Here is a 15,128-nt window from a genome sequence, read left to right as displayed (position 1 = left end):
GCCGACTTCAGTCGGCTGCGTTTACCTCCAGCCGACTGAATTCGACTCTACCGCAGAGGCAGCCGACTGAAGTCGGCTCTACCGCAGCCGCAGCCGCAGCCGCAGCCGCAGAGGCAGAGGCCGACGCGGAGGCAGAGGCCGCAGAGGCGGCCGACATCGGCGCGCGTAACACGCTTGTACGGGGCATGCGCTTTACAATGCCCCCGACTTTGATCTGGACCTGTCCAACCATGAAACTCTCTGCCGCCTGGCTGTGCTGCCTGCTGCTCACCAGCGCGCCCGCATTCGCAGATGCGATCACCGTCAGCGGACGGGTATACCAGGACCGCGACGGCAAGCCGGGGCGCGGTGCTACCGACCCGGGCATGGGCGGCGTGCAGGTCTCCAATGGCCGCAGCATCGTGCGCACCAGCGCCGACGGCAGCTATCGCCTGCCGGTCGAAGCAGGTGACACGGTCTTCATCATCAAGCCCGATGGCTACCGGATGGCGGTCGGCCCCGATGGCCTGCCGGCGTTCTGGCGGCACTACGCGCCACAGGGTTCGCCTGCGCTGAAGTACAACGGTATCGCGCCGACGGTCACCCCGGTCAACGCCTACGATTTCGCGCTGACACCGGACAAGCATGACGTTCGGCGCGGCTTCCAGATGCTGGTGTTCACCGACCCGCAGACCGCCACGTTGCGTGATATCGGGTACTACGAGCAGTCGATCGTCAAACCGCTCGCGGGGCGGACCAAGGCGCGCCTGGGCACGACGCTGGGTGACATCGTCAACGACGACCTGTCGTTGTACCCGGCGATCAACCAGGTCACCACACAGATGGGCGTGCCCTGGTTCCACGTGCCGGGCAACCATGATCTGGACTTCGATGCCGCCACGGATGCCCAGTCGCTGGACAGCTGGCGCGCCGTGTACGGCCCGGACACCTATGCGGTGGAGGAGGGCGGTGCCAGCTTCCTGTTCCTCGACGACGTGGTCTATGACCCGAATGCCAAGCCGACCTACATCGGAGGGCTGCGCGAAGACCAATTCGCCTTCATCGCACAGTACCTGAAGGGCCTGCGCCACGATCGGCTGTTGGTGCTGGGCATGCATATCCCGCTGTTCGACGCGGCACCGGGGCGCGAGACGTTCCGCCACGCTGATCGCCAGCGCCTGTTCGACCTGCTGAAGGATTTCAGCAATGTGCTGGTGCTGAGCGGCCACAGCCACACCCAGCAGCACTACTACCATGCCGCTGGCGAAGGTTGGCACGGCGAAAAACCGCTGCACGAGTACAACGTAGGCGCGAACTGCGGTGCGTTCTGGTCGGGGGTGAAAGACCGCCGCGGCGTGCCGGACAGCACGATGAGTGATGGCACGCCAAAGGGCTATGCGCTGCTGGACGTTGCCGGCAACGGCGGCTATCGCCTGCAGTACCGTGTGGCGGGTGCAGCCGACACCGACCAGATCGGCCTGCATGCACCGAAGGTGTTGCGCCAGGGGGCGTATCCGGCGTGGGGCGTGTTCGCCAATGTGTACATGGGCGAGGATGCCACCCGGGTGGAGTTCCGTGTCGACGGTGGCGCATGGCAGCCGATGAAGCAGGTGCGGCAAGGCGATCCGCGGCTGCAGCAGGAGAACGTGGCCGATGACCTGGCGACGACGTTGCGCGGTTACGACCGGTCTCCCGAAGCCACGGCGTCGCCGCATCTGTGGCGCGGCGCACTGCCCACCGATCTGGCGGTCGGCGAGCACAAAGTCGATGTGCGTGCGACCCAGCCGGATGGATCGGTGTTCACGGCGAACACCCGTTACAGTCTGGCCACCGGCACGCCCTGACGCCGACCCGCCCGCCGACGCCGGAGCGGGGCATGCGCTGATAGGCGGGGATGCGGTAGGCGCGCACTGTGGATTTCTCAGCCCAGGTCGAGGAATCCGCCCATGTGCCGCCATTGGACACTGTCATCACCACGCCTGCTGAGCAGGGGCGTGCGCGCCACCTGCGGGGCGCTCATGCTGCTCGTCGGCGCGGTTTCTGTCGCCTTGGCGGTGGAATCACCGGACGAGGTCAACACGTTCATCGGCACCCAGGACGACGGCAACACGTTTCCCGGCGCGTCCGCGCCCTTTGGCATGATCCAGGTCAGCCCTACGGCAGAGCACTGGGCGGGGTGGAAGTACGACGAAGCACGTATTCGCGGGTTCGGCCACTCGTTTCTGTCCGGCGCCGGTTGCTGGGAGCAGGGCGGCCACGTGTCGGTGCTGCCGGTCATCGGCAGCATTGGTCCCGGCAAGCAGTTCGACACCCGTCGGCCGGAAAGCTTTGACCATCGCCGCTATGCCGCCCGGTCAACCCACGACGGCGAAGTGGGCCGCGCCGGCTACTACCGGACCCGACTTGTCGACTACGGTGGCATCGATGTGGAAGCGACAGCGCTTACGCGCGCGGCGGCGGAGCGATACACCTTTGCTGGAAGCGCCGAGACAGGGCACATCCTGGTCAATGTCGGGCAGGCGAACGAGCGACACCAGGTCGTTTCCAGCGACATCCATGTGGTGGGTGACAACGCAGTGGAGGGCAGTGTCGTCACCCAGAGCTTCTGTGGGGGGGCGCGCTACACCACATGGTTCCGGCTGCAGTTCAACCGTCCGTTCACTGCAAAGGGGACCTGGAACGGGTCCGGTGGCGTAGAGGGAAGCGGCGACAGTACGAACACTTACGGCCTGAACGGCGCGTGGCTGACATTCGATCTGGGGCGCGATCGTGCGGTGGAGGTTGTCAGTGCGTTGTCCCTTGTGGATGGCGACGGCGCACGCAACAATCTGCTGGCGGAGGGCCACGACGATCGGGGTCTGCGCTCCTTCGAGCAGATGCACGCCCTGGCGCGCGCCCGTTGGAAGCAGGAGCTGGATCTGGTGGCGTTGGACGGGGGCAACGCGAGTGATCGGACGGTCTTCAGAACGGCGCAGTATCACGCCCACCTGCAGCCGTTGACGGCCAGCGACGCTGATGGCCGCTATCGCGGCTACGACAACGCGCTGCATTCTGCAGCCGGATGGACGTACTACGCGTACTTCTCGTTATGGGACACCTACCGGGCACAGAACCAATGGCTGGCCCTCGTGCGCCCTCAGGTGGCACGCGACATCGCGCAGAGCTTGTTGGCCATCGAGCGGGAAGGGGGCTGGTTGCCGCGCTGGGGCTATGCGAACTTCGAAACGAACATCATGACCGGGGACCCCATAACGCCCTTCCTCGTTGACCTCTGGCGCGCTGGCGCCCTGCGACGCCGAGAGGAGGACGCTTGGCACGCGCTTCGCAGAAATGCCTTCGAGATGCCGCCCGCTGCATCACGTCACGCCGGCCGGTCCGGCAATGTGAGCTACCTGCAGAACGGCTTCGTGCAGTTCGACAAGCGCTGGCCTGCCAAAGGCATGGATGCCGATCCCCATTACGGCGCGTCGGCGACGCTGGAGTATGCGCTGGCCGACTGTGCACTTTCGCAGTTCGCCGATGCACTGGGGCAGACGCAGGACGCCACCGTGCTGCGCGCGCGCAGCCAGAACTGGAAAAGCATCTGGGACGACACCCTGCGCGACGCGGACCTGGGGCATACCGGGTTTCCGCGGCCGCGCGTGGCCGACGGCAGCTGGTACGGCGGAGGGGACTACACACCACGCTCGGAAGGCGGGTTCCACGAAGGAACCGCATGGCAGTATCAGTGGCTGGCCCAGCACGACGTGGTGGGACTATCCCAGGCCATGGGCGGGCGCGATTCGGCGGTGAAGCGGCTTGATGACTTCTTCGCCTATCCCGCGCTGCAGGCCGATCCGGCCGGTGCGGCGCGCAGGGAGTGGGTGGTTGGCACGTACGATTATTACAACCAGTACCGTTACAACCCCAACAACGAGGCCGACCTGCATGCGCCCTGGATGTACACGCTGCTGGCGACACCGTGGAAGACCGCAACCGTCGTCCGCGCTGCGCAGCATCTGTTTACCGAAGGGCCCGCCGGGGTGACCGGCAACGATGATCTGGGCGCGATGTCGGCGTGGTACCTGTTCAGTGCGTTGGGCATTTTTCCTGCCGTGCCGGGCAGTGGGCAGTTTCTTCTGCATGCCCCTCGCTTTCCCGGTGTGACGCTGGATCTTGGCGAGGCGTCTGGCCGTCTGTCCCTGCGGGCGCCGGGTGCCAGCGGCGGGGACGTGCAGTACGTGAGCGGCGTGCGGATCGATGGACGCCAGCATCACCCGGTGTGGGTGGACTGGGCCCAGCTCCGGGCCGCGCGCAGCATCGACTTCGATCTCAGCACGGTACCACCGGTGGATGGCTGGGGTACCCGCGCCGCGGATCTGCCTGTCTCGCGTTGTGCATCGACGTCGGCGTCCACGCCGTGACGGAATCGGCGCCGCGCAGGTTGCGGCGTTGCCGGAACAAAAAAAAGACAGCCGCCCAGCACGGCGCGGCTGCCCCGGAAACCATCGGATCAGAACTTGTAGTTCAGCCCGAAGTACAGCTGACGGCCGCTGTAGATGTTGGAGATCAGGCGGGCCTTGGTGTCACCGCCCAGGTGGGTGCGCTGTTCGGACTTGGTGGCGTTGAGCACCGATGCAGTAACGGTCAGCGCTTCGGTCAGGTTGTAGGCCGCGTTGAGGTCCAGCTGATCGTAGGGCTCGGTGAACACCGTCATGCCGTTGTTCAGGCCGCCGACCACTTCACCGCGACGGTTGTACGAAGCGCGCGCCAGGAACTTGTCATTCTCATAGAACAAGGTCACGTTGGCCTGGTTCTTGGCGCTGCCCACCAGCGGCGAGGCGCCGATGTTTTCGCCATCCAGCACGATCGAGGCGAGGTTGGTGTCGTTGTAGGTGTAGTTGGCCTGCACGCCGAAGCCCATGTCGAAGGTGTACTGACCGTAGACTTCCACGCCCTGCGACACGCCATCACGGCCGTTGGCTTCGGTGGAATAGTTCTGCACCGTCACCAGCTCACCGCCGACCATCATCTGCTGGTCGGCCACCACCGGCACGGTGAAGTTGTCCACGTCCTTGCGGAACAGCGCGACGCCGGCGACCGCGCCCGGCTGGAAGTAGTACTCCAGGCCCAGGTCGTACTGCAGGGCTTCAAACGGCTCCAGCTGCTTGTTGCTGCCCGACCCGTACCAGCCCGGAGTCAAGGTGCCACCGGCCACGCGACGGTCGTTGCTGTACTCCTCGCTGATGTACTCCAGGCCGCCGGGATAGGCGATGCTGGTGTAGCCCGGGCGGGCGATCACCTTCGACGCGGCACCGCGCAGGACCAGGTTGTCGGTGATGTCCCAGGCAATGTTGAAGCTGGGCAGTACATCGGTGTACGTCTTGTCCAGCGATGAGAGCGCGTACGACTTTTCGCGGACGTCGGAGCGGACGAAGCCCGATTCGCAGACGGTGCCGGCCGGCGCACCGGTCGGCGGGCAGGCCAGCGGATTGCCGTCGGCGCCATCGACGAAATAGTCCTCGAAGCGCTCGACCGAGTCACTCGAAGCGGCGTGCTGGCGGGTCTGCGCGATGCGTACGCCGATGTTGCCGCGCAGGCGCTCAGTACGGAAGTTCGCCTGGAAATAGCCCGAGTAGACCTTCTCGCCCACGTCGTAGACGAAGTCGGGTTCGCGGCGGTTCTGCATGCCGCCATAGCGATCGTTGAGGTAGTCGATGTAGGCCGGGTAGTTCACGCCCGGCAGCACGTTGGCGTTGAAGCCGCCTGCGATGTTGTCGATCGGGTTGGACAGGAAGAAGCCCGGCTGGGCCACGTCCTTCTGCGGATCGTTGCAGTTCTTGAACTGGTAGCGGGCCTCGTAATCGGCCGGGTCAGCGCCCTGGCACACCCAGTAGGTGTTGCCGGTATTGCGGTGCACCTTGCTGTCGCGGTACTTCAGGCCGAACTGGATCGAATCCATCCAGCCCGACTCGAACATGCGGGTGACGTCGGCCTGGAAGTAGTTCTGCTCGATGCTGGTTTCGCGCCATGACGAATCGGTCGACCCGGTGTCGATCTCGGCGATGCCGGCCATCAGCTGCTGCTGCAGGTCAGGCGAGAAGGTGGCCGTGGGTGTCCCGGTCAGGTCCCACGCGCTGTAGCTGTTGCCGTTCTGCCAGGCACCATCGACCTGTCGGCGCGGCTTGGCCGACATGCGGAAGTTGAGGGACGGGCCACCCTCGGACCACGTACGGCCGCCCTTGAAGGTGGCCTTGGTCAGCGTGCTGATGTCCCAGTCGACGGTCAGGTCGGCGGTCTGCGACAGCGCTTTTTCCTTGCTGTAAGTGCCGGTCAGCTGCGGGGTGGGGATGGTGCAGTCATCCGGGCCCCAGCCACCGGGCGCCATGCCGGCGGCGGCCGCTTCGGCCTCGTTGCAGTAATAGGCCTTGCCCGCCAGCTTTTCATACTGGGCGCCGGTGACGACGCTGCCACTGGAATCGAAGTCCAGGCCATTGAGCAGGCGTCCGCCGGCCCAGTTGCCGTCGCCGTTGAAGCGCGCGATGTTCCACTCGGGGATGGCTGCGCGGTTGAGCGTGTAGTCGCCGGACAGCTCGAAGCGGAAGTAATTGGCGGTCAGGGTAAGGCTGTCCACCGGCTTGAACTGGAACGTGAACTGGCCGCCGGTGCGCTCGCGCTCTTCTTCGCGTACGCCGAAGCCCACTGCGGTGGGCATGAAGAATTCGCTGTAGTTCTGCCCGGTCTGGTTGTTGAAGCCGGACTCGCCCCACCAGTACTTCACGCCACCCTGGGTGATCGTGTTGCCATAGGCGTCCACCGCGTCGGTACCGTTGCCGTACCACTGGTAGTCATCGACGTTGACTTCCATGCTGCGGTTGGTGCGCTTCTGCTTGGTGGCCCCGATCAGCACGCCGAAGCGCTCATCGTTGCTGTGCCAGGAATACAGCGCCGACATCTGCGGATCGATCCCGTCGCTGGTGTCGGACGACACGCCTTCCAGATTGACGAAGCCGGAGTTGGCCTCCATGTCCAGCGGACGGCGGGTATGCAGGATCACCGTGCCGCCGATGCCGCCTTCATCGATGCGGGCTTCGGGCGACTTGAACAGCTCCGCGCTCTCCAGCATGTTCGACGGCAGCAGGGTGTAGTTGAACGAACGCGAGGCCTCGTTGTTGGTTTCCGAGGTGGCGACGTAGTTGCCATTGAGCTGGGTCAGGGTGAGATCCGAATCCAGGCCACGCACGCTGACATTCTTGCCTTCGCCGCCGTCGCGCGTGATCACCACGCCCGGCACGCGTTGCAGTGCGTCGGCGACGTTCTTGTCGGGGAACTTGCCCACGTCTTCGGCGGTGATGACTTCCACCACGGCATTGGCGTCGCGCTTCTGCTGCAGGCTCTTTTCGATCGCGTAGCGGTAGCCGGTGACGTTGACGCTGTCCAGCGTGGTGGCGCTGGGCGATGCGGCGGGCGCGGACGGTGCAGCATCCTGTGCAGACGCCGGCGCCACGCTGGCCGCCAAGGCGAATGCAATGGCTGCCGACAAGGTGTGGCGACCGTAGTTGTGTGACATGTAATTCATTCTCTCCCTCTCCTGGATCGAACCGTTGGCTGATACGAAATACTTGAATCGATCTTATGTGTCGACGCGAGACCGCAAGCGTGGGGCAGGAGAGACAGGGCACATGGTGGCGTTGCTGTCGGATTCCGAACCCGGCAATCGTGACCGTTTGAAGTTGGATCGATCTAAACGATTGGCGCGCATTTTTTAACACGGCCTGACGCAACTGGCATGCTGCTGCGCAATATGAAAACGTTTGCAGACGCGATTGGCCCGCCCGCAAGGGGCGTGATGTTGCGCTGCAGGATGCACGGCGGCGATCGTTCATGTTTACTTCAATCGATCTAAATCGCCCGAACTTGGATGCCCCACCGGATCTTCGCGGACGTGGTGCCGGTTCGGATCCGACGCCCCGAGGCCCTCAAGGAGCCAGTGAACGTGACCTTCCGACGTTGTTCCCCCCTGCGTGCCTTCACGCCTCTCGCCTCACTGGCGTGCGTGATCGCCCTGTCCGTCGCACCCGCGCTGCAGGCGGCACCGGCCGCGCTTGAGCGCGAAGTGAACACTTTCATCGGCAGCAAGGACGACGGCAACACGTACCCGGGTGCCTCGGCACCGTTCGGCCTGATCCAGGTCAGCCCGATCGGCAGCCACTATGCCGGCTGGCGCTATGACGACGAGAAGATCCGCGGCTTCGGCCATTCGTTCCTGTCCGGCGCAGGATGCTGGGAGCAGGGGGGCCAGGTCTCGGTGTTGCCGGTCACCGGCACCATCGGCGCGGGCGGCGATTTCGACATCACCAATCCCAAGGCCTTCGACCACAAGGCGTATGCCTCCACCTACGACCATGCCGGTGAAGTGGGGCAGGCCGGTTACTACCGGGTAAAGCTGACGAGCTACGGCGGCATCGATGCTGAAGCGACCGCGCGCAGGCGTGCCGCTGCCGAGCGCTACACCTTCGCGGCAGGCCAGAAAGAAGGTCACGTGCTGGTCAACGTCGGCCAGGCCAACGAACGCCATTCGGTGATCGGCAGCGTGATCGATGTGGTGGGTGATCGCGTGGTGGAAGGCAAGCTGGTCACCAAGAGCTTCTGCGGTGGCCATCAGTACACGACGTGGTTCCGCATCGAGTTCGATCGTCCGTTCAAGGCCCACGGGGTGTGGGGCGAAGAGCGCGGCCTGGCCGGCGCACGTCACAGCATGGAAGGCGAGGCCAAGCCGAATGGCGCGTGGTTGAGCTTCGACATGGCGAAGGGCCGCGCAGTGACAGCGGTCAGCGCGATCTCGCACGTGGATGCGGAAGGTGCGCGCACCAACCTGCGCAGCGACGGCATGCAGGGTGGCAAACTGCTCAGCTTCGAGCGCATGCGCGGCCTGGCGCAGGAGGCGTGGCGCGAGGAACTGTCGACGGTGAAACTGGACGGCGGCAGCAAGGATGACCGCACCGTGTTGTACACCGCGCTGTACCACGCGCTGCTGCAGCCGCTGACCGGCAGTGATGCTGATGGTCGCTACCGGGGCTACGACGATGTGATCCATCGCGCCGACGGCTGGACGTATTACGAGTATTTCTCGCTGTGGGATACCTACCGCGCGCAGAACCAGTGGCTGGCGCTGACCCGGCCGAAGGTGGCGCGCGATATCGGCCGCACGTTGCTGGCCATCGACGAGCAAGGGGGCTGGCTGCCGCGCTGGGGCTATGCCAACTTCGAAACCAACATCATGACCGGTGACCCGGTAACGCCGTTCATGGCCGACCTGTGGCGCTTCGGTGCGTTGGACGGCCGTGAGCAGGAAGCGTGGTCGGCGCTGCGTCGCAACGCCTTCGACGTGCCGCCGTTGAACTCACGCGCGGCCGGTCGTTCGGGAAACCCGTCCTACCTGGACAAGGGGTATGTGGTGTATGACCGCGCATTCCCGTCCAAGGGCATGGACGTGGATCCGCACCATGGTGGCTCGGCGACCCTGGAATATGCATTGGCCGACTGCGCGCTGGCGCAGATGGCCGATGGCCTGGGGCATGCCGCCGACGCGGCCATCCTGCGTCAGCGTGGGCGTAACTGGCGCAATGTGTGGGACGTGTCGGTGCGCGACGAAGAGACCGGATTCACCGGCTTCCCGCGGCCGCGCACCGAGGGCGAACAGTGGTACACCCCGTCCGATGGACACTACAGCCCGCGCTCGCACCACGGCTTCCATGAGGGCACCGCGTGGCAGTACCAGTGGCTGGCGCAGCAGGACGTCCCCGGACTGGTGGACGCGATGCACGGCCGCGAGCAGGCCGGCAAGCGACTGGATGCGTTCTTCGCGATGGATGCCCTGCTGGCCGATCCGCTGCAGGCCGCGCGCAAGGAATGGGTGGTGGGTCCGTACAGCTATTACAACCAGTACCGCTACAACCCCAACAACGAACCGGACCTGCACGCGCCGTGGATGTACACGCTGATCGGCCAGCCCTGGAAGACGGCCACCGTGGTGCGTGCCGCGCAGCAGTTGTTCACCAACGCACCCAATGGCGTGACCGGCAACGACGACCTGGGCACCATGTCGGCGTGGTACCTGTTCAGTGCGCTCGGCCTGTATCCGGCCGTGCCGGGCAGCGGTGAGTTCCTGCTGCACGCGCCGCGCTTCGCCAAAGTGGATGTCGCCCTCGGCAATGGCCGTCAGCTGACCCTGCGGGCCCCCGGCGCGGACGGTCGTGCGCTGCAGTACGTGCAGGGCGTGGACGTGGATGGCAAGGTGCATTCGGCCGTGTGGCTGGACTGGGAAACCCTGCGCCGTGGCGCCGACATCACCTGGACACTGGGTGCGCAGGCACCGCAGCAGGGCTGGGGAACCGCGACCAAGGACCTGCCGGTGTCTTACTGCGCCGCGCCGGGCAGCGTGCTGGAATGAAGCGTTGCGATGCCTTCGCTGCATGCACCCGTGGCATGGCAGGCTGCGCCCGCTATGATTCAGGTACCTATCCGATCCCAGGGTCCATTCCAGGATGAATGACGCCAGCAGCACAAAGCCCCCGCGCAAAGGCGGGGAGCGTGCCGTCACCGTGACCGACATCGCCCAGGCGATCGGCGTGTCACGGGCGACCGTATCGCTGGTGCTGCGCGGCAGCCCCTTGGTGAACGTGGATACGCGCGCCAAGGTGGAAGCCGAGCTGCGGCGACAGCGGTATGTCTACAACCGTGCGGCGGCGAACCTGCGCCGTCGCACCTCGTCCAGCGTGGCGCTGGTGATCAACGACCTGTCCAACCCGTTCTTCGCGGAATTCGCCGCGGGCGTGGACGAGGCGCTGGGCGAGCAGGGGTATGTGACGCTGCTTGGCAGTACGGGTGAATCGCCGCAGCGCCAGCAGGCTGTGCTGGGCACGCTGATGGAGCACACGCCGGCGGGCCTGATCCTGTCGCCGGCCGAGGGCAGCGACACCGCACAGGTACGCCAGGCGTTGGGCCCCACGGCCAACGTGCTGCTGTTCAATCGTGCGCTGGTCGGGGCGGACTGGGATTTCCTGGCGCTGGACAACCAGCAGGGCGCGTACCTGGCGACCCGCCACCTGATCGAGCGCGGACACCGTGACATCGCCTTCTTCGGCGGTCACGCCGATTCCAGTTCCTGCGAACAGCGCCGCGCCGGTTATCAGCAGGCGCTGGCTGAAGCGAACCTTGCGGTGACGCCGCAATGGCTGATCGAATCGGCGCCCAACCGCCTTGAAGCGGCGCGGCGGGTGGATGAGCTGTTTGTCGATGGCCTGCGTCCGAGCGCAGCCGTCTGCTACAACGACACCGTGGCGCTGGGCCTGATGCTGGGCCTGACCTCACGCGGCATCCGTCCGGGCGGCGACTTCGCCGTGACCGGGTTCGATGACATTCCCGAAGCGTCGGTGGCGGTGCCGCCGCTGACCACGCTGACCGTCGACCCGCGCGCGCGCGGTCGGCAAGCCGCCGAGCTGCTGCTGCAGCGCGTACAGTCTCCCGATGCGCCGCCCGTGCGCACCGTTGCCCCCGTGCAGCTGCGCATCCGCGAAAGCAGCGCGGCCCGTCCGAACTGACTCCCTTCCACATTCAACCTACGCGCACCGAGGCGCGAACCCGCATGCCGATTTCATCAACGCCCCGTTTCAACACCACGCCCGGGCAAGGCGCACCGCCGGTCAACACCCGCATGGCGCTGGGCGTAGCCACCACGATCTTCTTCATGTGGGGCTTCCTGACCTGCCTCAACGACATCCTGATCCCGCATCTGAAGGCGGTATTCGAGCTCAACTATGCGCGCGCGATGCTCGTGCAGTTCACCTTCTTCGGTGCCTACTTCCTGATGTCGCTGCCTGCGGGCCGGCTGGTGGCCCACCTGGGCTACAAGAAGGGCATCGTGGCCGGCCTGCTGATCGCCGGCGTGGGCGCGCTGGGCTTCTGGCCTGCGGCCGAGCTGCGTGAATACAGTGCCTTCCTGGGCGCGCTGTTCGTGCTTGCTACCGGCATCACCGTGCTGCAGGTGGCCGCAAACCCGTACGTCGCCCTGCTGGGGCCGGTGGAAACCAGTTCCAGCCGCTTGACCCTTGCACAGGCGCTGAACTCGCTGGGCACGGCCATCGCACCGATCTTCGGCGGGTTGTTGATCCTCGGCAACACGGTGAAGAGTGCCGATGAAATCAATGCACTGTCGGTGGCCGAACAGGCGGCTTACCGCGCCGCCGAAGCGCAGTCGGTGCAGGGCCCGTACATCGGCCTGGCGATCGCGCTGGTGCTGCTGGCGTTGTTCGTCTATCTGTTCCGCCTGCCCACGCTGAGCGAGGCCGCGGAGAAGGTGGACGATGGCCCGCAGCAGAGCTACGGCGCTGCGTTGCGTCACCGCCACCTGCTGTTCGCGGTGCTGGGTATCTTCTTCTACGTCGGCGCCGAAGTGTCCATCGGCAGCTTCCTGGTCAACTACCTGTCGATGCCGACCATCGGCGGCTTCACCGAGCAGCAGGCCACCCATTACGTGTCTGCGTACTGGACGATGGCGATGATCGGCCGTTTCGCTGGCTCGGCGCTGCTGACCCGTTACTCGCCACGCCACATGCTGGCCCTGTTCGCCGCCATCAACGTGGTGCTGCTGGGCACCACGATGGCCAGCTCGGGCCAGGTCGCGCTGTACTCGGTGGTGGCCATCGGCCTGTTCAACTCGATCATGTTCCCGACCATCTTCGCGCTCGGCATCGAGCGTCTGGGGCCGCTGACCAACAAGGCGTCCAGCCTGCTGATCATGGCCATCGTCGGTGGCGCGCTGGTGCCGTACCTGCAGGGCGTGCTGGCTGACCATATCGGTCTGCAGCCGAGCTTCATCCTGCCGCTGCTGTGCTACGGCTACGTGATCTTCTTCGGCCTGTCAGGCGCCCGCCTGCCGGCCATCGCACCGCGCGGAGGCTGAGTCAGATGGGCAACATTGTCTGCTTCGGCGAGATTTTGATCGATCTATTAGCGCAGCCGCCGGCATCGCCCGAGCAGCCGCGGGCCTTCCTGCAGTACGCCGGCGGCGCGCCGGCCAACGTCGCCGTGGCCGCTGCCCGGCTTGGCGTGGGCACCCAGTTCGTCGGCATGCTGGGGCGTGACATGTTCGGCGATTTCCTGGCCGACAGCCTGCAGCAGCATGGCGTGGGAACCGACTTCATTGCGCGCACCGACGCGGCGAAGACCGCGCTGGCCTTCGTGGCGCTGGATGCACACGGCGAGCGCAGTTTCAGCTTCTACCGCCCGCCGGCTGCGGATCTGTTGTTCCGCGCCGCCGATTTCCAGGCAGGGTGCTTCGACCAGGCGAGCTGCTTCCATGTCTGTTCCAACAGCCTGACCGAGGCGGAGATCGCACGGACCACGTTCGAGGGCATGCAGCGTGCGCGCGCTTCGGGTGCGCTGGTCAGCCTGGACCTCAATCTGCGCCCGGCGCTGTGGCCGACCGACGCTGACCCGCTGCCGACGCTGTGGCAGGCGCTGGAACTGGCCGACGTGGTCAAGCTCTCGCGCGAGGAACTGGACTACCTCGCGGCCCCGCTGGGGCCGCAGGGTGCCGAGCAGGTGCTGCAGCGATTGCTGGGCGCGCACGCACGTTGGGTGGTGGTCACTGACGGAGCGGCGCCGCTGCAGTGGCATGCCCGTGACAGCAGCGGCCAGGTGGAAAGCTTCAGTGTGCCGACGGTGGACAGTACCGCCGCCGGTGATGCGTTCGTCGGTGGCCTGCTGACCGCCCTGGTAGAGCGTGGCGTGGATGCCGCCGGACTGCCGGCGTTCTGCGCTGATCCCACGGCGATGCGCGCGGTGCTGCGCTTCGGCGCCGCCGTCGGGGCATTGGCGGTGACCCGCAAGGGTGCGTTCGCGGCCATGCCGTCGCGCGCCGAAGTCGATGCCTTGTTGCAGCAACCCGAGGAGACCCCCTGATGACGCAGCCCCCGGACTTCCGTTCGCCCGCCTTCCTGCGCGGCCACATCGCCCACACGATGGCGTTCTACCATCCGCGCTGCATCGATCCGCAGGGCGGCTTCTTCCACTACTTCCGTGACGATGGCAGCGTCTACGATGCAGGGCATCGGCACCTGGTCAGCAGCACCCGCTTTGTCTTCGACTATGCGATGGCCTACCGCGAGTTCGGCGATGCCGCCTACCTGGAAGGCGTCACCCACGGCGTGCGTTACCTGCGCGATGTGCATCGCAATCCCGCGACAGGCGGCTATGCCTGGACGCTGCGCGATGGCGTGGTGGAAGACGATACCAACCATTGCTACGGCGTGGCGTTCGTGCTGCTGGCCTACAGCTGCGCACTGAAGGCCGGCATCGAAGAAGCGCGCGGCTGGATGGATGAAACCTGGCAGTTGCTGGAAACGCGATTCTACGAAGCGCCGTACGGGCTGTACCGCGATGAAGCCGACGCGCAGTGGAATTTCAGTGGCTACCGCGGCCAGAACGCCAACATGCACATGTGCGAAGCGATGCTGGCGGCGTACGAGAGCAGTGGCGAACAGCGCTATCTGGATCGTGCTTTGCAGTTGGCCGACATCATGACGCGCCGCCAGGCGGCCAAGGCCGACGGCCTGGTCTGGGAACACTATGACAGCGAGTGGAATGTCGACTGGAAGTACAACCTGGATGATCCCAAGCACCTGTTCCGCCCGTGGGGCTTCCAGCCCGGCCATCAGACCGAGTGGGCCAAGCTGCTGCTGATCCTGGACCGTCATGTGCAGGCGGACTGGCTGGTGCCGTTGGCACGCCATCTGTTCGACGTGGCGGTGGAACGCAGCTGGGACCGCGAGCGCGGTGGCCTGTACTACGGCTTCGCTCCCGATGGCAGCGTCTGCGACGACGATAAGTATTTCTGGGTGCAGGCCGAGACGCTGGCCACCGCCGCGGTGCTGGCGCAACGCACCGGCGACGCGCAGTACTGGGCGTGGTACGACCGGCTTTGGGTCTATTCGTGGGAACATTTCGTCGATCACCAGTACGGCGCATGGTTCCGCATCCTCGACGCGGACAACCGCAAGTACAGTGACGAAAAGAGCCCGGCCGGCAAGGTGGATTACCACACCATGGGGGCCTGCTACGAAGTGCTGAACGTGGTCCGGCCCAAGGCCTGAACCCGGAGCTGTAGG

General features: G+C 65.6%; 8 protein-coding genes. 7 read left to right on the top strand and 1 reads right to left on the bottom strand.

Translation table 11 applies throughout. The annotated features are described in order from the left end of the window. Window positions 1-230 precede the first annotated feature (230 nt). Together IFT58_RS01385 and IFT58_RS01380 are read left to right on the top strand one after the other, a co-directional pair. Entirely contained in the window at window positions 231-1,823 is a 1,593-nt protein-coding gene (locus IFT58_RS01385; protein ID WP_192093721.1) for a calcineurin-like phosphoesterase family protein, read from the top strand. A 174-nt stretch (window positions 1,824-1,997) separates the two neighbouring features. Next, entirely contained in the window at window positions 1,998-4,382 is a 2,385-nt protein-coding gene (locus tag IFT58_RS01380) for a GH92 family glycosyl hydrolase (RefSeq protein WP_249405558.1), read from the top strand. 89 nt (window positions 4,383-4,471) lie between these two features. Here the strand turns inward: IFT58_RS01380 and IFT58_RS01375 are convergent, their stop codons facing one another. Then, window positions 4,472-7,537 (bottom strand): TonB-dependent receptor, encoded by a 3,066-nt coding sequence (locus IFT58_RS01375; RefSeq protein ID WP_192079196.1) that lies wholly within the window; start codon window positions 7,535-7,537, stop codon window positions 4,472-4,474. Between the two features lie 417 nt (window positions 7,538-7,954). Here IFT58_RS01375 and IFT58_RS01370 point away from each other — a divergent pair, with 417 nt between their 5' ends. The 5 genes from IFT58_RS01370 to IFT58_RS01350 all read left to right on the top strand — a co-directional run bounded on the left by IFT58_RS01370 (window position 7,955) and on the right by IFT58_RS01350 (window position 15,113). Further along, a complete protein-coding gene (locus tag IFT58_RS01370) occupies window positions 7,955-10,411 on the top strand; it encodes a GH92 family glycosyl hydrolase (protein ID WP_342029517.1) in 2,457 nt (818 codons plus the stop codon). 94 nt (window positions 10,412-10,505) lie between these two features. Further along, window positions 10,506-11,561: a LacI family DNA-binding transcriptional regulator gene (locus IFT58_RS01365; RefSeq protein ID WP_188324192.1), complete on the top strand. Its 1,056-nt coding sequence runs from the start codon at window positions 10,506-10,508 to the stop codon at window positions 11,559-11,561. 44 nt (window positions 11,562-11,605) lie between these two features. Continuing rightward, the gene (locus tag IFT58_RS01360; RefSeq protein ID WP_188324191.1) at window positions 11,606-12,922 is read left to right on the top strand and encodes a sugar MFS transporter; all 1,317 of its coding nucleotides are present in this window, start codon (window positions 11,606-11,608) and stop codon (window positions 12,920-12,922) included. A 5-nt stretch (window positions 12,923-12,927) separates the two neighbouring features. Continuing rightward, on the top strand, window positions 12,928-13,923 hold the full coding sequence (locus tag IFT58_RS01355; protein ID WP_192079202.1) for a carbohydrate kinase: 996 nt from the start codon (window positions 12,928-12,930) through the stop codon (window positions 13,921-13,923). Beyond that, window positions 13,923-15,113, top strand: a complete 1,191-nt coding sequence (locus tag IFT58_RS01350) for an AGE family epimerase/isomerase (protein ID WP_192093718.1) — start codon at window positions 13,923-13,925, stop codon at window positions 15,111-15,113. The genes IFT58_RS01355 and IFT58_RS01350 overlap by 1 nt, the downstream gene beginning before the upstream one ends. Window positions 15,114-15,128 lie beyond the last annotated feature (15 nt).

The organism is Stenotrophomonas sp. CFBP 13718 (genome assembly GCF_014842145.1).
In the GTDB taxonomy this organism is placed as follows: domain Bacteria; phylum Pseudomonadota; class Gammaproteobacteria; order Xanthomonadales; family Xanthomonadaceae; genus Stenotrophomonas.
The sequence above is the reverse complement of the archived record's forward strand: the minus strand, read 5'-3'. Positions and strand labels throughout refer to the sequence as shown.

Excerpts from the sequence above, each read along its gene's own strand:
- IFT58_RS01385 (WP_192093721.1), top strand. The coding sequence starts at position 231 with ATGAAACTCTCTGCCGCCTGGCTGTGCTGCCTGCTGCTCACCAGCGCG.
- IFT58_RS01380 (WP_249405558.1), top strand. The coding sequence starts at position 1,998 with ATGCTGCTCGTCGGCGCGGTTTCTGTCGCCTTGGCGGTGGAATCACCG.
- IFT58_RS01375 (WP_192079196.1), bottom strand. The coding sequence starts at position 7,537 with ATGAATTACATGTCACACAACTACGGTCGCCACACCTTGTCGGCAGCC.
- IFT58_RS01365 (WP_188324192.1), top strand. The coding sequence starts at position 10,506 with ATGAATGACGCCAGCAGCACAAAGCCCCCGCGCAAAGGCGGGGAGCGT.
- IFT58_RS01360 (WP_188324191.1), top strand. The coding sequence starts at position 11,606 with ATGCCGATTTCATCAACGCCCCGTTTCAACACCACGCCCGGGCAAGGC.
- IFT58_RS01355 (WP_192079202.1), top strand. The coding sequence starts at position 12,928 with ATGGGCAACATTGTCTGCTTCGGCGAGATTTTGATCGATCTATTAGCG.
- IFT58_RS01350 (WP_192093718.1), top strand. The coding sequence starts at position 13,923 with ATGACGCAGCCCCCGGACTTCCGTTCGCCCGCCTTCCTGCGCGGCCAC.